This is a genomic window from Microcoleus sp. OTE_8_concoct_300, from assembly GCF_031383065.1.
Classification (GTDB): Bacteria; Cyanobacteriota; Cyanobacteriia; order Cyanobacteriales; family Microcoleaceae; genus Microcoleus.
Genome location: NZ_JANMZH010000007.1, coordinates 33,536 through 53,008 on the forward strand (window position 1 = coordinate 33,536; position 19,473 = coordinate 53,008).

At 43.0% G+C, this 19,473-nt stretch carries 16 protein-coding genes and 1 other RNA gene; 4 read left to right on the top strand and 13 right to left on the bottom strand.

The genetic code is table 11. The annotated features are described in order from the left end of the window. Nucleotides 1-92: 92 nt before the first annotated feature. Nucleotides 93-483: a transfer-messenger RNA gene (ssrA, locus tag ACUVJL_RS00290) on the bottom strand. 215 nt (nt 484-698) lie between these two features. On the opposite strand from ssrA, the gene ACUVJL_RS00295 reads away from it, so the two are divergent. Then, a complete protein-coding gene (locus ACUVJL_RS00295) occupies nt 699-908 on the top strand; it encodes a hypothetical protein (protein ID WP_445244004.1) in 210 nt (69 codons plus the stop codon). Nucleotides 909-915: 7 nt separating this feature from the next. On the opposite strand, the gene ACUVJL_RS00300 is transcribed toward ACUVJL_RS00295, so the two are convergent. From ACUVJL_RS00300 to ACUVJL_RS00350, 11 genes are all read right to left on the bottom strand, one after another. After that, on the bottom strand, nt 916-2,646 hold the full coding sequence (locus ACUVJL_RS00300; protein WP_445244005.1) for a serine/threonine protein kinase: 1,731 nt from the start codon (nt 2,644-2,646) through the stop codon (nt 916-918). After that, nucleotides 2,634-2,867, bottom strand: coding sequence for a hypothetical protein (locus tag ACUVJL_RS00305; protein WP_445244006.1), 234 nt, complete (start codon nt 2,865-2,867; stop codon nt 2,634-2,636). The genes ACUVJL_RS00300 and ACUVJL_RS00305 overlap by 13 nt, the downstream gene beginning before the upstream one ends. A 17-nt stretch (nt 2,868-2,884) precedes the next feature. Further along, nucleotides 2,885-5,206: a hypothetical protein gene (locus ACUVJL_RS00310; RefSeq protein ID WP_445244007.1), complete on the bottom strand. Its 2,322-nt coding sequence runs from the start codon at nt 5,204-5,206 to the stop codon at nt 2,885-2,887. Nucleotide 5,207: 1 nt separating this feature from the next. Further along, entirely contained in the window at nt 5,208-9,161 is a 3,954-nt protein-coding gene (locus ACUVJL_RS00315; RefSeq protein WP_445244008.1) for a hypothetical protein, read from the bottom strand. Nucleotides 9,162-9,325: 164 nt separating this feature from the next. Continuing rightward, the gene (locus ACUVJL_RS00320; RefSeq protein WP_445244009.1) at nt 9,326-9,562 is read right to left on the bottom strand and encodes a type II toxin-antitoxin system Phd/YefM family antitoxin; all 237 of its coding nucleotides are present in this window, start codon (nt 9,560-9,562) and stop codon (nt 9,326-9,328) included. A gap of 14 nt (nt 9,563-9,576) precedes the next feature. Further along, entirely contained in the window at nt 9,577-11,247 is a 1,671-nt protein-coding gene (locus ACUVJL_RS00325; RefSeq protein ID WP_445244010.1) for an ATP-dependent nuclease, read from the bottom strand. A 42-nt stretch (nt 11,248-11,289) separates the two neighbouring features. Beyond that, nucleotides 11,290-11,742, bottom strand: coding sequence for an HNH endonuclease (locus ACUVJL_RS00330; protein ID WP_445244011.1), 453 nt, complete (start codon nt 11,740-11,742; stop codon nt 11,290-11,292). Beyond that, on the bottom strand, nt 11,729-11,971 hold the full coding sequence (locus ACUVJL_RS00335) for a hypothetical protein (RefSeq protein ID WP_445244012.1): 243 nt from the start codon (nt 11,969-11,971) through the stop codon (nt 11,729-11,731). The genes ACUVJL_RS00330 and ACUVJL_RS00335 overlap by 14 nt, the downstream gene beginning before the upstream one ends. A 137-nt stretch (nt 11,972-12,108) precedes the next feature. Next, nucleotides 12,109-12,636 (bottom strand): GNAT family N-acetyltransferase, encoded by a 528-nt coding sequence (locus ACUVJL_RS00340; RefSeq protein ID WP_445244013.1) that lies wholly within the window; start codon nt 12,634-12,636, stop codon nt 12,109-12,111. A 168-nt stretch (nt 12,637-12,804) separates the two neighbouring features. Then, complete coding sequence (locus tag ACUVJL_RS00345; RefSeq protein WP_445244014.1) at nt 12,805-14,913, bottom strand: ArnT family glycosyltransferase; 2,109 nt, start codon at nt 14,911-14,913, stop codon at nt 12,805-12,807. A gap of 319 nt (nt 14,914-15,232) precedes the next feature. Beyond that, nucleotides 15,233-15,811: a hypothetical protein gene (locus ACUVJL_RS00350; protein WP_445244015.1), complete on the bottom strand. Its 579-nt coding sequence runs from the start codon at nt 15,809-15,811 to the stop codon at nt 15,233-15,235. 494 nt (nt 15,812-16,305) lie between these two features. Between ACUVJL_RS00350 and ACUVJL_RS00355 the strand changes: the two genes are divergently transcribed. Then, a complete protein-coding gene (locus ACUVJL_RS00355; RefSeq protein ID WP_445244016.1) occupies nt 16,306-16,638 on the top strand; it encodes a DUF565 domain-containing protein in 333 nt (110 codons plus the stop codon). Between the two features lie 96 nt (nt 16,639-16,734). Beyond that, a complete protein-coding gene (locus ACUVJL_RS00360; RefSeq protein WP_445244037.1) occupies nt 16,735-17,934 on the top strand; it encodes a glycerate kinase in 1,200 nt (399 codons plus the stop codon). Nucleotides 17,935-18,166: 232 nt separating this feature from the next. Here the strand turns inward: ACUVJL_RS00360 and ACUVJL_RS00365 are convergent, their stop codons facing one another. Beyond that, nucleotides 18,167-18,562 carry a hypothetical protein gene (locus ACUVJL_RS00365; protein WP_445244017.1) on the bottom strand — a complete coding sequence of 132 codons (396 nt, stop codon included), beginning with the start codon at nt 18,560-18,562 and terminating at the stop codon, nt 18,167-18,169. A gap of 297 nt (nt 18,563-18,859) precedes the next feature. Here ACUVJL_RS00365 and ACUVJL_RS00370 point away from each other — a divergent pair, with 297 nt between their 5' ends. Further along, nucleotides 18,860-19,387, top strand: coding sequence for an orange carotenoid protein N-terminal domain-containing protein (locus ACUVJL_RS00370; RefSeq protein ID WP_445244018.1), 528 nt, complete (start codon nt 18,860-18,862; stop codon nt 19,385-19,387). The last annotated feature ends 86 nt before the right edge of the window (nt 19,388-19,473 follow it).

Sequence of the window (19,473 nt, forward strand, 5' to 3'; positions counted from 1 at the left end):
CAAACAAAAGAGTCCAGAGTTAACTCTGGACTCTTTTAATGCTTTAAAGTAACTTTCAAATGGTTTAGACCATTGATTTTACGCTACTTTTTTTATGGAACTGGGCAGAATCGAACTGCCGTCCAAAGCGGGTATTTACCTTCCGATCGTTCACAGGTTTATCCCTTCTAATCCTCAGGGCGGGAACCATCTTTATCCCAAATGGGGGGATTTTCTAGTGATTGCTTTCCTAGCTAGCCGACTAGAAACGTTTAGCTAGGGCATCCGTTGGGGGTTGTTATGCTACCGTTAACGGAGTTAGGTGGCATACACTCTAAACCGGGCTTAAGAAGTTTTTAGGCTACAGCGACGGCTTTGCGAGCGAAAGGAACGATGTTGTTCGCATTTACTTTTTTGTTTGAGCCGGTATTAGCGAGAGGAGACTCACTCTCGACCTGCATCACGGAGCAGCTTTCGCCACCCTGTCGAAACCATTACAGCCCCTCGTGTGTTCTTTAATCATAGACAATATTTCGTGTTGCGTCAACTAGATTTTAGATTTTAGATTTTGGATTTTAGATTTTGGCACAAAGCTGAGTCAAGAATATTTACATCTTGCACCATTTTCTTGAACAGGCAAGATGCCTGTTCCACAAGAGTTGAGTTTTCCTGTGGGGTGGGCCGAAGAGCCCGCCCAGGTTTATTGACAAGGGTGCAGGATGTCACCGCTGCCAAGTTTAATGCAAGTTGTCGTCCCAGACGCCGATGTAAATCCGATCGCGCTCATTGCGTTCGATCGTCAAGCGATTTTAGATTTTAGATTTTGGATTTTGGATTGGGGATTAAAGAAACCGGGTTTTTTGCGGTTAATGCGGGCTGTAACGAAAGTCTCTGGCAAAAAAATCCGGTTTCTGACCACCCGTGCATAATTCCTAATTAATGCAAATTTTCGTCCCAAACGCCGATGTAAATCCGATCGCGCTCATTGCGTTCGATCGTCCCTTCGAGCGAACCCTTCTTAAACGTAAACTGATTAGTTCGGCGCTGCTGCACGTCTCGGAACCCTTGCAAAATCTCCCGGCTGGCGCCGCCCACCATCCCGTTTAACGCGGTTCGCACCACCAAATCGTCCACCGACGGGGCAAAAGAACCCTCTGTTTGTACTAGCTGGTCCGAATCGCGATCGTAAATGTAGCCGAGAGTAATCCGATTTGGCAATATTTCGTAAAGTGCGGTGCGAGTATTTGGCCAATAGCCCCGGGCTTGAGAGTCCGTCGGTTCTCCCAATTGGGATAAAATCTGACTTTCCGGCGTACCAACGGCAAACCCAGGGATAGGGGGAGTGTTGCGATCGTTGGTTCCCGGTTGTTCGCTGGGTGCGGGCGATCGATCGGGCGGCAACTCTTTGTCAACAAGTTTTTCCCTCGGCTGTTCTAGGGGCGGTGCCCCCGTGTCCGCCCCCGTTGGGGCTGGTGTTGGGGTTGGTGTTGGGGTTGGGGCCGGTGTTGGGGTCGGAGTTTCAGCAGCAGGCGGCGGAGTTTCTCTGCGAGTCGGCGCTGGCGTTGGTGCGGGCGCGGGAATTGGTGCGGGGCTCGATCGCGCGTCTGGATCTGCAGGGGCCGAAGTGCGATCGTCCTGGGCCACCGGTGCGGGTTCCGAAGACGGCCGGTTGAGGAAAACCCTAGCAATCCCGACCAAACCTGCAACAATAAGTGCGATCGCCACGAGCCCCAAAATCGACCAAATCTTGCGGTTGCCGGACCCAGAAGACACCACAGCAGGCGCTGTTCTGGAACCTGCAGCCGACTGAGGCCCGTGTCCCGGAATCACCGCCACCGTCGGCCCGGTGTCTGGCGACTGCCCGTGCAGCAGCGACACCCACTCATCCACGCTAGCAGGGCGATTTTGAGCTTCTACCGTCATCCCCCGCATCACCGCAGAACTGACAGCCGCACTTAGCTGAGGCTGCAAGTCGCGGGGTGAAGGCATCGGCTGGCTGGTGCGCAAAATTGCAGCCACCGGCACCTGTGCTGTCAGTAAAGTGTAAAGCGTCGCCGCCAGACCGTAAACATCTGCTGCGGGCGTATATTTTCCTTGGGCAAAATACTGTTCTGGGGGCGCGTAGCCGTCGGACACCATATTAGTGTGACTTTGGGTTGCACCAGGAGTAAACTCGCGGGCAATGCCAAAATCAATCAGCACGACTTCCTGAGTACCTTGGCGCAAAATAATGTTTTGTGGCTTGACATCTCGATGCAGCAAACCCTTTTGATGAACAACTTTTAAAGCAGCCCCTATTTGAGTGATGTAGAGAATTGCGAGATTTTCTGGCAGCGGATTATTTGAACCGACTACATCGCCCAAATTCTGACCGGCTATGTAGTCCATCACCATGTAAGGCTGCCCGTCTTCGACAAAGAAATCGCTGACGCGGACAATATTCGGATGGACGCAGGAAGCCAACCGCCTCGCTTCGTCTTGAAATTTGCGATCGAACTCAGCAAAATTGGGTTGCTGCCGCAGAGATTCGTTGAGGGTTTTAATGACTACAGGCTGTCCTAAATAGCGGTGATTTGCCCTGAAAGTTATTCCAAAGCCGCCTCTTCCCAATTCTTGTTCGAGGGTGTACTTTCCACCCTGTAAAGTTTTGCCGATTAGCGCATCCATATATTTAGGCGATCGCGTACCAGATAATATGGCTGATTATGGCACGTATGGTCGGCCCTCCTCACCAGTCCTAAGGGCGATCGCACTCCTCGATCGGCTCTAAGTAGCAGGTTGGCTTCTAGCTGACGTTGATACTTGTCTCCGGCCTCAGACCAGATGTGAGTGTATCCGACGATCTTCTCCGAGCGCTGAAATATCTGGATGTTTTCTGAAAGCAGCATTCAAATTCATCCTTTTTTTAATTTTCAATTAATACTTTTGCCACTTTTTCTAACAGAGATGACTGACTGTTTTCACCGACTTTTAAAACATTTTGAGTGAGCGTACTAAAATGTAAAGCTGTGATGGGATGGTCGATGAGTTCAGATGTGGGAATTGACTCTCCGCCATATCTCTTCCCAATCAAATGATAGGCTCTAAACCCTTTCTTAATCGAGCCTGCAATATTTTGCCTTGGAGGTACATAATACTGAATAAATGTTTTGTTCTTCAAATCAAAACATATCATATTTTGGATTCTGTTAATAGGTTTAATCTCGCTGTTGTAATGGGATACCAAAGGTAAAAATCTACTACTATTTTCACTTTTGTTTTTTCGATCTATTGTTAGTTCTCCGCTTTCCAAGTCTTCAATAATACCAGTCCGTCCAATTAACGTTGGCGTATACAAGTCGTCTGTATAACAACTAATATACAGCTTTTCTGCCTCATCTACAAAATATTTCTGATCGTTAACTAATTTTTCTGAATTATTTCTTTGCCTTCTTAAAAATCGAAACTTAGATTCTATTTGTTTTAAGTCGTATATGACATTTTTTATGTATATACAACCATCTTTGTAAAGAAATTCTACCGCAACCGCTTTAGGTTCCTTGTTTCTGGGGCTGCGAACATAAATACTAAAAAATTGTTTTTCAGGAAATGATTGAGGAGTAATAGGCAAGCCCAAGTTTGGATTTAAAATACTCTGCGCGATCCAGTTCTTAATTCCCAACTCAATCAATACCTTCTGAAATTCTGGGGAAAGATTTATCTTGTATCGTTCGCAGAAACTTTCCCATTGTTTGCTATCTGCTTGTTCTTTTAGATAACAAAAAATAGAGCCCTCTACATCCAATATTTTCCCTTCTGTAAAATCTTGCGTCTCCTTGTGTAGACTATCTCGATCTCGATCAATTTTCCAATTTGTATAATTAAAAACCGCAAAATCAGTTTTCTCATCTCCCACAGCACGAAATTCTGGTATATTTATCCCCTGCGTGCTAAAAAACTGTCCCGTCTCCAAATAGTTAAATCTTTTCTTTAACTGTGAATAGAAATCTACTGGCGATTTATTATCTATTGTTGTTGATGGATACCACAGATTGTCTTTTGCCTGATAAGCCATCGAACCCGCTTCTTCCTCCAAAAGTTTATTGAAAATCAAATAGTTTTTTCCGGCTTCGAGTTGAATATCTGACCATTTAATAGATTCCGTAATTCTCCAGCAAACCCCGTCCTCACCGTCAGGTACTGGTTCGTAGGTACTGACAGTTTTTCCATCCTTGTAAAATGCGATCGTAGATACCCCTTGATGTTTCAGGAAGCATTGCAGAAATTGTCTGTCAGATTCAGTTAAATCGACTCCTGTATTGTTAATAATCTCTAATAATTCTACAGATTCTATGTTTTTGATGAAAGGATTTTCCAAGTAGTAGTCAGCCTGAAAATCAAGAGATTTAAATTTAATCTGGCAATCACTTAAAAAGCCCTCAAGTTTTGTCATGAGGTTTTGGTAATAATAAAGCTGAGTCTTTTTGAACTTGTCATAATTTTTTGGATCGCTATCAAAAAGCATAAAATTTATTTTATTTTTTTTCCTACCATCAAGATCGCGATCGAAGTAGTAGTTCTTATTGTCGTAGAGCACCAAATCTCCTAAATCATCACCATCTATGGTACTATAGCTATCTTTTGGTAAGAAGAGTCGGTGTTTTCGAGACAAGGTTAATGTGAGTACGCCATGTTGATTGTATTTGATTAATAAGTTTTGTCCCCACACAAAAAGAGCCTCTTTCGATTTGCTGAGATCCCTGGAATGGAGTAAAAGTAATTCTTCAAAACCATTCAGTGTCTCAAAGTATAAGCCTTGAGACAGAATATAAAACTTGAAAATGAGGTTGAAAATTCTTTCTCGATTGCTAGAATTATCGGTAAATAACTTTTGCCATCCAGAATGATTTTTATTAGGGGATAAAAAGAACACATATTGTTTCCCATCAGCGTATGATAGGAAGTATTGAATGTCTGATTTTTCCCATTTTTTTCCATGTGCAGCCAGCCTTTCTTGGACTTGAGCTTTAATGTATTTATGCCGCTCTTTATAAAAGGTAGGCCGTGAATCCTCATTTTCCGAATCTTTATCTTCAGCAAGCCTATATTCAAGAGTAAAATGTTCTATCCCTTGTCCCAATTTAAATAGATACTGACGCAGTTTTTCGGCAACTTCTTGTTGCTTTTCTAATATTTCTATTTGGTTGGTTCGCGATATGTCTGACAATGCTGCTGTTTTATTTTTCATTTTATTTATCCTTGGGAAACAAAAACTCTGTGAGGATATTAGATTCTACTGGACAATTGCGATCGTCAAAAAAAATCAAATTTCCAGAAAATAGCGTGGGTGAGTATTGTTGATTTTTTTCTTGGGCGGCGTGCAAGTTAAGAAGTAAACCCCTTGCGGTGCTAAATTCTGGATAGTCTGAAACAATCGCCTTCAGCTTGTTTTCGGTTTTATCCAGCGTCTTTTTGGACAGGCGATTTCCCGAAGCCACGCTCCAAGCTTTAACATCAATACAAAATAGCGTATTCTCCTTGACATAGTACAAATCAAACCGCTCGTATAGCTTACGATACTTTTTGAAATCTCGCAATGGCTCAAAACGATAGCTGGATTTTATGTCTTTCCAGTCTTTGCCTTGGAAAACTTCATCTTTAATCCAGCCTTCCACAAAATTTTCAGCGAGTGAGGGATACAACACATCGTAAAAGAAATGCGGACGCGGAATATAAGTATTAAAAACTTGCGGTTGTGGCATCAACTTGTTGTACCGTCTGTAGATTGAATCAGTCGAAGTATCTAGGGAGCCAATTTCATTACCTTCTAAGTCATAGCCTCGCTCCCTGATTTTTAGATATTCAGGATATAACCGCTTCTGGTAAGGATAGATTTTTTCCCCATTGATGCTATCACTGATAATCTGGAATTTTTTACCGCTTTCTTCCTCGGAAGCTAAATAGGGCGTAAATTCAACTTGTTCTGGGTTGTGATAGAATAATGACTCAATAAAATCAGCCAGAAATAGCCCTGAATCTCGCAACTTTTCCAGATACTTGGCTGGGTATTTGAAAACAATTGGGTCGCGCAACGCATCCCACGTTTGTGCGATATCAAAAGTATTTTTATTAAGATGAAAGCGATCGATTTCCTCCAACATTTGTGTTCTAAAGTCTTGAAAAGCCAGAGTGGCCTCAATCTCATCAATAACATGATCGTCATAATCCTTAATCGAACGTTTTTTCTCTTCTTCTCGAACGCTTAAGTAAACTTTGTGGTTGTTAACGGAAAATTTCCGAATTTCCTCCTTTTCTTTTCCTTCCAGGTATCTGTAAAAATTTACTAAATTTTTTCTGGTTTCTTCATTAACAAATATTTTTATTACTTGGTTGGGAAAATCGCGTCTCTCAGATCGGCCGATCGCTTGCAAAACTTGTTTCCCTAATAAAATCTGGTGTTGCTGCTCTCTAAATGCTCCAGCTTCTGGTCGGCTGAGGTATTGGTTGAAATCTTTGATTTCAATATTAGACTCTCCCAAGTTGACAATACTTTTCATTAAGGCAAAATGGTAACGCGTAATAGAAAGTCCAGAATCTTTTGATTTGTTAAGTGATGGTCCCATTACTGTATAGTAACTGTCCATTAACAAAGCTAAAGAATCGAAATCCTTTTCATCGCCTTTGTGGTTTTTGATGATAGCATTAAACCCTTTGGAAGCTGATTGATAAGCCGATATAAAGAAGATTTTTTCCCCTTCTTTTTCAACCAGCTCATTCAAATACGTGTTCTCAGCTTTTTTGTCGAAGTAAAGACTGTTGAATGATGCCTCATACAAAATTATTTTAATCTGAATATCACTCTGATATTCCTTATGCTTTACTTGCAGATAATATATATTTGGATGCTTTGGTGACACCTTAAATTTAAAGTTAGCCTGCTTGAGTAGCTCGCAATGTTGAATTAAGTTTTTAATCCAGCGTAGAGTTTGAGTAAAAGCAATTGTTTCTTGAATTGAGTCATCTTCAAACAGGTAAAACAAGAAACGAATAAACTTTTGAAGTTCTTGGATTTTGTAAATACCCAGCCAATTCCCATCCTGTTTGAGATCGTCGATAAAACTTTTTAAAATAGTTTCTTCAAATCGTTCCACAACTTTTTGAGTTGCGTTATTTGGGAAAGACAATAAATCCTCACCGAAAAACTTTACTGCAATCTGTCGCTTCGCCTCACGACTCTCTCTGATGTTTTCGCAAAGCAATACTTCTTCCTCGCTCATTTCCTTAAAGGAACTTTGACCGGATTCACTAGCATTCCGCAATTTATCTTTTAAATACTGCATATCATAACTCGTGCTTAAGTCTCCTAAAATTCCTCCTGTTGCTGAAATCATAAAAATCACATTACTATTATTGCATAACATGGAATTTATCTTGAATTCAGGCGAAGTCAATATAGCCGTACTACCAATAGAAACTTCTCTAAGGGGGCGATCGATCAGATTATTTTTAGGATTTTGATAACGAGAAATTTCTTTGATATTTACGATCGACTTATAACTTTCATAGACATAAGCAGTATTTAAGTATTTTAGCAGTTGATTTTGCGAGGGGCTTTCTTCACGTGCCTTTTGGACTCTAGCTATTTGTTCTGACCAAATTTCTAAAGAACGGGATTGAGAATCTTCAGCATCTAAAACCTTAGCTAGAAAATCTTTGATGGTTTTGATTTGCGATCGCACAGCTAGAATGGCATAAATTAACTCGGCTACAGAGGTATTATCTGCAACTTTTTCCTCGGCGATTTGGACGTGTCCGCCAGAAGCTTTGGTTAAAAACAATTTTTGCAGGGGATCGAGGTTGTAGATGTATAGGTTGTTGTATGCAAAAATGTTCATTAAATCATCACAGATTTTATTGTAAAGCTTTTGAGGAATCAACAAACTTCTATTATTCTCAAATTTTGAAATAACTCGGGATAACATTTCAAAATCCACTATAATGGGATTTTCTTCATCATCCTTGTGGAAAATCCCAACTATTTCTTCCATTGATTCGTCAAGCCCATTTTGAATCTTTACTATTTGTTCTAAAAACTTTATAGAGTTTCCCTCCTCAACAGTCAGTCTTTGATATGTGCGGGCGAATTTTTGCAATTTTTCTTCTAGGGCTTTGTCTTTTTCAAAGTGTTCTTGAAATTCGTAAAAAGCTCCCTTATTCTTATCTATGAAATTTAAAAAATCTCTGTTTTCATTGTTTTGAGTTGAAAACAGCATAGAAAATTCTCTATTGATAGATGAAAGCGCATTATTGATTGCCAGTTTTTCAGGAGAGATGATATCAATCTTCTTCTCTAGCATAATTTGATAGCCATCTTCCTGCTCGTCCAAGGCAAGGATAAACTTTCGGGAGTTGTCTGTATGCTCAATAACGTATTTATCGAGATGACTGCTTTTCTTTACCCATTTTGTACCATTGTGGATAAAGTACGGAATAGCCGTTTCAAATTTATCATAGGTGAGCATCAAAATCCCCGATTTTTTTTGCAAAAGATGGAGGGGGTAAAATATTTCAATTAACTTTAAACATTCAGCAGGACAATTTCTTTTATCTAATTCACATTTGATAAAAAAATCTAAGAATTTTTCAATTAAGTTATTCAGTTCCCGTTCTATTTTCGTAATCTCAGAGTTATTAAAATCCTCATTGCCAAAGTCTGTGTTCTTTACATATTCAAGGCGCTTAATCACATTTTTTACTTTCTCAAGGTTTCGTCGATTTTCCTGAACCTTTTCATCAGGACATACTTTTCGCTCGATCTTCCAAATATTTTTGTTTTTGAGAATTGAAGATATCAATTCCTTGTATAATTTGATATACTCATCCGTCGTTTTCATTTTTAACGAATTTATTTTATAGACCGGAATATTTGGGTATTGGCTCTCAACTGAAGTTGGAACACATAAGTGTTCTCTCAATGGCGCAACATATATACCGATTATTTGATTTTTTGGATGTTCTTCTATGGTTTTATAAATCGCTTGAAACAATTGGTGAGTTTTTCCTGAACCCGTACCATAATTGATAAGTTTTAGTTGGGGACGGTTTTCGAGAAAGCTATCTTCAATAGTTGTAAGGTAGGAATTAATAATTTTGGAACGAGGTGATTCTAACTGCTGATTAAGATCGTCTGTTTGCTTTTGCATTATGTGTTATCACCTTATCTAGAGTAAATACATATCGTGGGATAGTCTTTTCTTTGACTGATACCCATAGTAGCGCCTGAACTCTTGTGCTTGGTCTCGTAAATTGCTATACACCAGTTTTTTGGCATCTTTCTGTGCCTGTTTGGTGTATACCAGATTGCCATTCACCACTGCAACTGGCGATCGCAATCCTCGATCGGCGTTGCCATTCCTTCCCGAATCGATTCCCGCATCCCCGGCACTGAGAGAAGATACAGTGTTTCCTGCACCGATGCCCAGTCAGATTCAGATAATAACACTGCATTGCTAGTCTGTCCTGCAATCACAATAGGTTGGTGCGACTGACTCACCGAATCGATCAACTGCTGTAACTGCTTTTGGGCTTCATTGATTGGGATCATAATCTTCCACAGGATTACAAAGGTATACCTTTTCTGGTCGGATTGGTAAACCATTTCTTGATTTCGCCAAGAAATGACCATACATCATCGTTTGATGGCATCAGATAACCTACTGATTCTGGATCTTCTCCCATTTTTTCAAAAACAGCAATCAACCAAGATGGTGTATGTCCAGTTGCGCCAAGATTAGGAAGCCAAGATTCTAACTCTCCTCTCCTGACAGCAAAAACTCCATACTCAGCAAGTTTATCAAATAGATTATTGGCTGCTTCCTTATCGCTATCAGAGAGTATCTCTACACCGCCCTCACTCTTCATGTCCTTACCTGAAGCATCAAACTTTTGGTTGACAGCATGACGCAAGGTTGCCAAGGATTGATGCTCTAATTTTGGGACAAAGCTACTTTCTAATAAACCCGTCCAAACTTTTCCCCCGTCTTTCACAATGTCGATATCGACTATCCCAACTGCTGGGATTCCTAGTTCCCTTAATGGTTTAATTATTGTTTGAACAGTTTGCTTATTTTGAGCATTAATAAATAAGCAGTTGCTAATACCCATATCTGGCTGGTACCGCAGTAGTCGTTCATTAATTTCTTGATAAAAAGCCCTATCAGCATCGGCCTCTGTAACGACAACAAATTCGTAAAATAATCCGCTAATCACTCCTGTTGAGCGTAATAGAGGATTTCTCATCAGCCGTAAAATATCTTTGTTGGCAAGAACCCGTGCAGTAGGGATTCCTCCACGGTAAGTCAATCTAACTATATTAACTGGCGCACCTGATTGTATGCAGCCCCTGACAAAGTATGGGCTATGCGTCGATACAAAAATCCGTTTCTCAGATTCGGAGCTAGTAAGAGCAATTTCCTTCCCTAAATTAAATGCTAAAGAAGGATGCAAAAATGCTTCAGGTTCGTCAATTAAAAGAACAGCAGGATCGCCAGCGATAATTTCTGTGATTATTCCCGTAAAAGCTTTCACACCATCACTGGCTTCTTCAACAAGAGTCGCACTCGAATGAAACTGTAAAGCCTCATCATGAATACCACGTTCTTCTATCTCTGTACTTGGAGGACGAGATGATAAACGGAGCCTCAAAAGTCCTAAGTAAGTGGGATCGACAACAAAGTGTAATCCAAAGGCATCATGAATAATTCGTCTGACTTTTTTTCTTTTATCATCGTCTCGAAATAAAACCTGAAAGCTACTGTGAGGAGGTTGTTGAAAATCGCCAGCAGGCTGCTGATTTACGAGGTTAATACGATTTCTACCATCCAGAATCAACGTGTTAAATGCAAGATAAAGTCTACAAAAGATATTAAGTTGGCTATTTGTATTTTGAAGTGCAGATAAAAGTGTCTGCTCATGTATCATATTTCTGCTTTCTCCCTTCCCAACAATAATATAATCAGGCATTAGCGGTTCATTAGACCGAGGTCTGAGAGTTATTTTTTCTACCTTTTTTTTTGCCATATCGGATGTGAATGAATCAAACTCAATTTCACTCAAAATGACCTCCATTGAGTTTAGCTGACCGTTTGTACATAGGTAATATATCTCAGAAAGAACCTTACTCTTTCCAGAGTTGTTTGGTCCTACGAATACGGTTACAGGCGTAGTATCTATTTCTGCTGACGGTTGATTTGGTGCTTTGCCAAATTTTAGTTTGATAGTCTTTATCATTGTGGTTTCATCTGCTTTAGTCGTTTCACAAAAATTGCTAAGTTAAGTTTGACACGGATCGCTGGGTGAAGGATGCAACCCAGTTTGTATCCAAAATCGCCTGGTTGCTCGAATAGAATCTTCCTCTGGATAGCGCATATCGTTCAGATCGAGACGGGTGCAAGTAGCTCGTCCTGTTGGCGTCACACCCTGAATCACTACCCCACCCTCTATCCATAAAAAGTGATCAGCCCATTTTTGACGCCGAGGATTAAAAAGAGGCACTATTTCTTGAGTTTCTGGATCAACCCCGGCCACAAAATTGTAGCGTCGCTCATTGCAACGACGACAGGCTAAGGCAAGGTTGCTAATGTCATCGGAACCTTCTAGAGACCGTGGAATAACATGATCGATGGTAAAGCGATTCGCGCTCAGACGTTCTGGGGAATGACAGTATTCACATAAATAGCTCGCTCTTTCTCGAACCGCCTGTCTCGTCGGATCACTGATTGACATCTTGAGCCGCCATCATTGCATTGATGTGGGTAAAGATACGATCTAATTCCCCAATGGCGTCGAGTTCCGCTACCTCTTCTGCCCTCAGTTGGTCTGCCTTCTTCTTCTCTAACAAATTTTCCATACGCTGTTGGAGCGATTCACTAAATTTGAACAACTTCCACCGATCGACTTTTTCAATGCAAATCTCATGGATTAACGAGGAGGGTTTGTTGAGAATTGAAACCATTGTATGCTCCGAGCTTCGGGTTTTAGGTAGTGACTAGATTATAGCTTTTATTCAATCTGGCAGATTTAATGTTCCAACCGAGAACCTTCAAATTACTGCCAAAACCAGTGACTTAAACAGCCAAACGGCGTTACGGTTCAAATCGGATGATATTCATCCCTGCTTATTTGCCATCGCCATATCTTGCCTTCTTCAGGATCGTCCACCTCTGCAATGAACTTCATTCCCACTTTTTGCAACACCCTATTCGAGGCATTTTTTTCAGCTAAAGTGTGGGCGATGACTGCTTTAACCTCCTCGTGAGCGAAAGCATAATCGATCATTCCCTGGGCCACCTCAGTTGCAAATCCGCGATTCCAATATTCGGAAGCAATTTCATAACCTATCTCTATAGTCCCCGACTCATCAGGTGAGCCTGTGAAACCTCCGTTGCCGACAAGCACTTCATTTTTTGGATGAATAAAGAAGTAGTTGCGCCAGTCAGTGGGAGGCGGATTGGATTCGCAAGATTCGTCAGCAGGGAGGGAAAATGCTTCGGGGAAATGAGGCCAGCTATTAGGCACTAGGACATTTAAAATTGCTGCAAGCTCGCTTTTATTGCGTAAGAAAGCTTCTACGTGAATCCTTTCGACGGGAAGTAGTAGAAGGTTGTTAGTTTTAATCATTTTTCTACCTTGTTTAACCAAGTATTAAATAACACTATAGACACTATACCTCTTGCAAAAATCATTTTCCTCAAGTGATGGGACGGGCAAAATGCCCATCCCACAAGAGTTATTTTTTCTTGTGGGATGGGCATCTTGCCCGTCCTATTTATTTTTGCAAGAGGTCTACTATCGAAACGCATTTCTCGGAACCCTGGCGAGTTGGTAAGCGCCCCGACTGTCCACCAATTGATATTGATTTGGCTGCAATCCTAATTGCTCAAATTTCTCTGGATATCCCAGCACCAAAATAGAGGGAGAAGTTGGGTTTTTAGATTCCTTAATGTAGTCGATCGCCTTTTGGACAGCTCGGTAGTAAGTCACCGGCCCTTGGGTATAAAAAACCAGACTTGGTTTCCAGAAACCAACCATCAGCAACTCTTCCCCCGGCAGTTTTTGTTGAACCGCAACCTGCGCTAACTGTCTCAGAGGTAACTGGCGGTTGATATCGACCACTTTGTAGGCGGGAGTAAGACCAAAGATGATAAATGCTACTAACCCGATGAAGTTAGCAACCAAAATCCAGCGCTGTTGCCGCTTCCAGAGTAAAAGTGCGATCGCCACCGCTGTAGTTATCCAAATCGTACCGCCGACAATCAGCAATCCCGACTCCTGAATTGCTTGGGGAAAATTGGGCATAGCCGGGTCATCTCCCAGCCAGTTGTAGCTGTAGAAAGTTGCTCCGGCTACAATTAATAAAAATATCACATTAAAAATGTATGTAACTAACAGCCCTCGCGGTAAATAATTAGGTTTTTTTTCTAACTTTATCCGCCTGTTTTCCGGTTCGTTGCCTGCAATAATATCGCTCCACAGCAGCGTTACCAAAATCGCAGCGGCGGGGATTAAAGGCAATACATAACTCGGCAATTTGGTCACGGCGATCGTGAAAAAGCCAAAGATGCAGCCGAACCAAAATAGGGCAAATAAACTCAATTGAGCCGATCGCGGTTGACGACGCCAGTAACTGCGCTGCCAAAAACGGGTACGGGCGATCGCCAGCGGCAAATAAATCGACCAAGGTGCAAAACCAACTAGCACTACAAAAAAGTAAAAATACCAAGGCGCCGAGTGCTTGTTGACTACTCCAGTAAAACGCTGGAAATTGTGATAGCCAAAAAAGCTGTCAATATAAGTTTGACCGTTGGCTAAAATAACCAAAATGTACCAAGGCAGGGCGATCGCCAGAATAATCAAGATTCCAGACACCGGACGCATTTCGCGCCAAAGTTGCCGAAAATTTCCCAAATAAAGCCCGAAGCAGCCAACAATCAGCGCTGGCACGACAATTCCCACAGGCCCCTTAGCCAGAATTGCTAAGGCAATTAGTACGTAAAAAGTCAGATACCACTTATTGGGAAATCGGGAAGCGGAAACAGTAGAAAATTCTGCTTGTTCTCTCTGTTCTTCTAGAGTGTAACCGAGAAAAAATGCTAGTAGTGCCGAACACATACAGCCGACTAATAGCATATCTGAAACGCCAGTCCGTCCCCAGGCAATAGTTTGGGGATTTAAAGCTATTAGGGCCGCACCAATCCAAGGAGTAGAAAGAAAGAGTGGGAGACGGCGAGTTTTGAGTTTTGAGTTGTTATTCTCTGTTTCTTCTTCCGGCTTCCATCGGACTTCTTCCTTCTTCCTGACATCCGTTAAATCCCGTACAGTGCTCGTTGCCGAACTTCCTTCTTCCTTCGAGTGAGTGAACTGTTGTAGGGTATAGAATCCGAGGCAAGTCAGACCGATCGCACACAAAGCCGACGGAAGACGCACGGCCCATTCGTTAACGCCCAGAGTGCGGTAAGCCACCGCCATCAGCCAGTAAATCAACGGCGGCTTGTCAAACCTGGTTTCGCCGTTGAAATAAGGAGTGATCCAATCCCCTGTCAGCGTCATTTGACGGGCGGCTTCGGCAAACAAGGGTTCGGTTTCGTCAACTAAACCGATGTTGCCGAGATTCCACAAGAAACCTACCCAGGCGATCGCGCCCAGCCACAACAGCGACAGCAGCTTTGGCGCGATCCTCTTCGAGGGCTTCGCTAACGGGCGCTTCCTAAACTCTGACAAATTTTTAATAACTTCCTTCACGCAAACTTCCTGCGATTTTAGATTTAAAATTTTAGCTCGCCTAGAGAGTCTACCGAAAGATTCGCATTCTCGAAACTCCCAATTCGATCGAATCCGGTTCAACTGAGATGTTGCACCCTTCTCAACAAGGCTTTTATGGGCGGGCAGGATGCCCACCCCACAAGAAAATTCACTCTTTGTGGAACAGGCCGGAAAGCCTGTTCTTTACTCCCCACAAGAAAATTCACTCTTTGTGGAACAGGCCGGAAAGCCTGTTCTTTACTCCCCACAAGAAAATTCACTCTTTGTGGAACAGGCCGGAAAGCCTGTTCTTTAATCCCCACAAGAAAATTCACTCTTTGTGGAACAGGCCGGAAAGCCTGTTCTTTATAATCGTGCCGCTATGTGAGTTTAACCTCCCATAGCGGCACCATTCTCAACAAGACCCTATCAACCGGCTTTCCCGACCAAAATCTCGGCACCTGCAGCTAAGGGTTCAAGGGTGCAAAATTAATTGCCATTCTCTGGCTGTGCTGTTCCAAGCGGGCGAGGCTGTCTCCCCCGCGACGTAAGGCCCCCAGTAGCGGCGAGAACCATCCTGAGCAAAAACAACCAAAATATCTCCTTTTTGGACTTGTAACTTGCCCTCCGGCAGCGATAGCATCAGTCCCTTGCCGCCGCCTTCCCCCGGCGCAAAATCCCAGTGTGCCGGTTTGCCGTAGGATTTCTCGGCTTGCCGTTTCGACAGCAGCGCCACTCGCACTGGGTGTTCGCTGCGGTTGCTGACGCGCAGACTGCCGGTGGCTTTAGTATTTGCAGGGATTGAGGAAAGCAATTCCTCCTCTGACTCTGGGGGGGTTGGTATTGAGTCGGGTTTGGGCTCGTTGGCGGTGTCTGCCGAAGCTGCCGCGACTGGGGAAACGGGGGGTGTTGGGGGGAGTGCGGTGGCTGGAGAGGGCAAATCGCTCGGCAGATTTGAACCGTTGGAGATAGTGATTTCAAAACGTCCTAGAAACATTCCTGTAATTAGGACGATCGACATTCCTATTATGAGCTGGTAAATGTTAAGTTTCATAAATTTTACGCTTAAAGGATAGACTGCACGCCCAATTAGTCTTAACTATTTTTAATGTAGAATCCGGGGCTGCTGTGCCACAAGATACAGTTACACTTAATTACTTAACCGTTCTCGGCGATAAGTCGGCGATCGCTCAATACCATTTTAGATGTTAAATTTTAGATTTTAGATTGCGACATACTGAGCCCGGTAAGGATTTGGAGTTTGTCTAGATCGGCATTTTTTGACCCAGCCCAAAAACGGATACAAGCCCCCGACTTAAGTCGTGGAAAGATAAAAATTTTAGACCAAAGTTCAAGCTCCCAGATTTATCTGTGGGGTAAATCTAAAATCTAAAATCTAAAATCTAAAATCGACTGACTCATCGGTATAACTTTTAATACCCGTCTAAAAAAAGAATGCAACTATAGGCAGATGATCTAAACCCCAACTGTCATCAGTCATTCCCAATCTCAAATCTCAAATCTCGAATCTCAAATTGTATAACTTTTATGCAGAATACCCGAATTAACAGATTGATTGATGTTCTGGGCGAGCGATTCCGAGGCTGGCTGAGCAATCCTTGGCGGCGGATTTCCCTCCTGCTAATTAGTCTGCTATTCGGCACTTTTTTGGGAACAGCTATTTCGACGATCGCCGGACAATCTGCTGATTGGGATATTATCGCCGCCGGGCTATTGGTGTTGTTGACGGAGTTCGTTAGCTGGCTGGTTTACGGCAGCCCGCGGCCTGTAGCCCGTTCTTTTTGGGTGGATATGCTCAATGCTCTGAAAATTGGCCTGACTTACAATTTATTTGTGGAGGCTTTCAAACTAGGCTCTTAAAAACTTTTTGAATCGGCGCGGGTTTAGGATGAAATATTTGTCAGTTGCGGATAGTATTTGTACAAAACCCACCCCCGCCTAGAGAGTTTTGAGCTGATGAATCGATCGACTGTAACCCCTGTTGACATTTTACACCGGTGGCAAGCGGGCGTAAGCGTTGCCCGCCCCTACGGGGGCTACGCCAACGAAGACGATCGCCCGTTAGCGAAGCCCTCGAAGAGGATCGCTCGCGACTTCGAGCACCTGGCTTTTTGGGAACTTGCCTCGGATGTGCGATCGCGCGCTTTTGGCATTACTTCCGACAATGTAGCCGATGTTGTCCGCTGCAAAACCGATTTATTCTTTTCTCTTCTTGACGAACTGCATACTTTGCCGCTAAAATCCACTTTTTTTCTCGAAACTTTGTGGAATCTTTGGCTGCCGCTTGCAATGCAATTATCGACTGAAAAACAAAGTTTAAACCGTCCTTTAATTCAAGGAATTTTAGGAGGACAAGGAACCGGAAAAACTACTTTATGCCAAGTTTTGAGGCTGATTCTGGGAAAATTGGGATATTCTACTGTCAGCCTTTCTTTAGACGATCTTTACAAGACTTATGCCGATCGCCAACAACTCCAAAAAGCCGACCCGCGTTTAATTTGGCGCGGCCCCCCCGGCACTCACGATATTGACTTGGGAATCTCCGTTTTAGACAAGTTGCGCCATTCTCAAACTCGCGAATTAGCAGCAGTTGACAATCCCAAATCTGATGCCCTCGAACCGGATACAATTAAAAATATAGAAATTCCCAGGTTTGACAAATCAGCCTACGGAGGTGCAGGAGATAGAAGTCAACCCGAAATTATTTCCGGTGCGGATATTGTACTTTTTGAAGGTTGGTTTGTTGGCGTGAATCCGGTGGTTGATGCCAAATTGAACGAGTTTTTGGCGGGTGCACCGTTTCCGATTTCCACAGAAGGCGACTGTCAGTTTGCGCGCGATATGAATGCGAAGCTGCACGACTATCTGCCGCTGTGGAACCGATTAGATCGGTTGATGGTTTTGTATCCCCAAGATTATCGCATTTCTCAAGTCTGGCGCAATCAGGCGGAACAGGAAATGATGGCGGCGGGGAAGTCGGGAATGTCAGAAGCTGAAATTAATCGGTTTGTGGAATATTTCTGGAAAGCCCTGCATCCCGAGTTATTTATTAAGTCGATGCTGGAGGGCGATCGGGTGGATTTAGTAATTGAAATTATGAGCGATCGCACTGTCGGCAAAATTTGTCGGGCGATCGACTTAAAATTAAGCGATTAGGGAGAGTTAAAATTAACGCTTTAAGGACACAACATTGTTGTGTCCCTACCGTATTGCAGCCTTTAAGGACACAACATTGTTGTGTCCCTACCGTATTGCAGCTTATCGTGCACTCAATTGAGAATTCAGGACTTATGCAAAAAGTGGTTTAACGCGCGAATTATAGGGGTAAGGTTCGCCATAAACACCCTACAATACAGAGGTTTTGCATCGAGGAGGGAGAATTTCTAAATTAACTGCCGGGAGTACCAAGATCGATCGCTTTCTGGATCAAATCGTCGGTAACATTGCCCGGTGCACCTGCGGGGTTAAGGTCCTTAGCCATCGAAAGAAAAGCATCGGGATTGCCGCTTGAATCTGCCGGCATTGGGATCTCTGTAGGAGCGGGAATATCGAATTTAGGTGCAGTTGCAGCGGCGGCAGCTTCGGCGCCCGCACCCGTGCGATCGATATCACTAACGCTGAATTCTTTTGAAGCTTCGTAGTCTGCTGATACATCAACGGTCGGCAACTTTTGTTCTCCAGCTTCCGCGCTTTCAGTTATCTGAGCAGCGTCAAAGCTTTGAGTGTCATTTGGTTCTGTATTTATTTCCGACATAGCCGACTCCTTGCTAGTTTTATTTAACAATTCACTTTCTCAATCCTTACTTAAATTCCAGGCTTTTTAATCTACCCGCAGATGTATCTTTGGCTTCTATCTTAAGGATGATTTATTCTAGGATGGCGGCTCAACATTACACCAGTTTCCGAAAATAATGCAACTTTAGGCAAGCTCCCAACCCATACATAGTCAGCCATTCCCTATTGTTTAATCTCAAATCTCAAATCTCAAATCTCAAATCGTATTACCTCTCGGGGATGGTGACTTGCACTTACAAATCTTGATATTTATATATTCTGGAAGCATTTTTAAGGAATTTGATTTATGAACTCACCCGCCGCCACCAATCCTCACTCTCTCTCCAACGAGACTCAAAACATCGTTCAGACAATCAACGGGTTGGGTACAGATGAAAAACTGGCGCTGCTCTACTTTGTTTATGAAAAAATGGGAGATTCAATTACACCAGCCGCTCCCACCGCCGCCGAACCACAATTAGCTCCCATGCTGCTCGATGATTTTTACAAGCTTTCCCATGACCAACAACTGAATATAATGCGAGGCATTGTTAACGGCGACGACACGCCGTATTCTCACGCTTACGGAGCTTTAACTGCTAACAATCAGTTGCTGGTTTGGTATGCTTGGGCTATTGGTATGGGGGAAAGAATTGTCGATATCCCCGAAGGATATGAGGCAACTGAGGCTGTCAATGGCGTGTTGGGTCAAATTGAACGTCTTGAGTTTGAACAGCAAATTTCGGTGCTGCGCGACGTAGCTAATAATATGGGCTACACCGATGTTAAACCAATTGCTACTCAGGCCGAAGTAGGGAAAACTTCTAGTCTTTAGGTAAGACTCGGCGGTTCAAACCGCTGCATAGAGTCAAACTTTCGTCCTAGCAAAGAGGGACTCAAGAATAAAGGACTTACGCAAAA

Bases quoted from the DNA above. Each gene is read 5' to 3' on its own strand.
- ACUVJL_RS00295 (WP_445244004.1), top strand. From the start codon at position 699: ATGTCACCGCTGCCAAGTTTAATGCAAGTTGTCGTCCCAGACGCCGAT.
- ACUVJL_RS00315 (WP_445244008.1), bottom strand. From the start codon at position 9,161: ATGCAAAAGCAAACAGACGATCTTAATCAGCAGTTAGAATCACCTCGT.
- ACUVJL_RS00320 (WP_445244009.1), bottom strand. From the start codon at position 9,562: ATGATCCCAATCAATGAAGCCCAAAAGCAGTTACAGCAGTTGATCGAT.
- ACUVJL_RS00350 (WP_445244015.1), bottom strand. From the start codon at position 15,811: ATGAAACTTAACATTTACCAGCTCATAATAGGAATGTCGATCGTCCTA.
- ACUVJL_RS00355 (WP_445244016.1), top strand. From the start codon at position 16,306: ATGCAGAATACCCGAATTAACAGATTGATTGATGTTCTGGGCGAGCGA.
- ACUVJL_RS00335 (WP_445244012.1), bottom strand. From the start codon at position 11,971: ATGGTTTCAATTCTCAACAAACCCTCCTCGTTAATCCATGAGATTTGC.
- ACUVJL_RS00300 (WP_445244005.1), bottom strand. From the start codon at position 2,646: ATGGATGCGCTAATCGGCAAAACTTTACAGGGTGGAAAGTACACCCTC.
- ACUVJL_RS00325 (WP_445244010.1), bottom strand. From the start codon at position 11,247: ATGATAAAGACTATCAAACTAAAATTTGGCAAAGCACCAAATCAACCG.
- ACUVJL_RS00310 (WP_445244007.1), bottom strand. From the start codon at position 5,206: ATGAAAAATAAAACAGCAGCATTGTCAGACATATCGCGAACCAACCAA.
- ACUVJL_RS00330 (WP_445244011.1), bottom strand. From the start codon at position 11,742: ATGTCAATCAGTGATCCGACGAGACAGGCGGTTCGAGAAAGAGCGAGC.
- ACUVJL_RS00305 (WP_445244006.1), bottom strand. From the start codon at position 2,867: ATGCTGCTTTCAGAAAACATCCAGATATTTCAGCGCTCGGAGAAGATC.
- ACUVJL_RS00360 (WP_445244037.1), top strand. From the start codon at position 16,735: ATGAATCGATCGACTGTAACCCCTGTTGACATTTTACACCGGTGGCAA.
- ACUVJL_RS00340 (WP_445244013.1), bottom strand. From the start codon at position 12,636: ATGATTAAAACTAACAACCTTCTACTACTTCCCGTCGAAAGGATTCAC.
- ACUVJL_RS00370 (WP_445244018.1), top strand. From the start codon at position 18,860: ATGAACTCACCCGCCGCCACCAATCCTCACTCTCTCTCCAACGAGACT.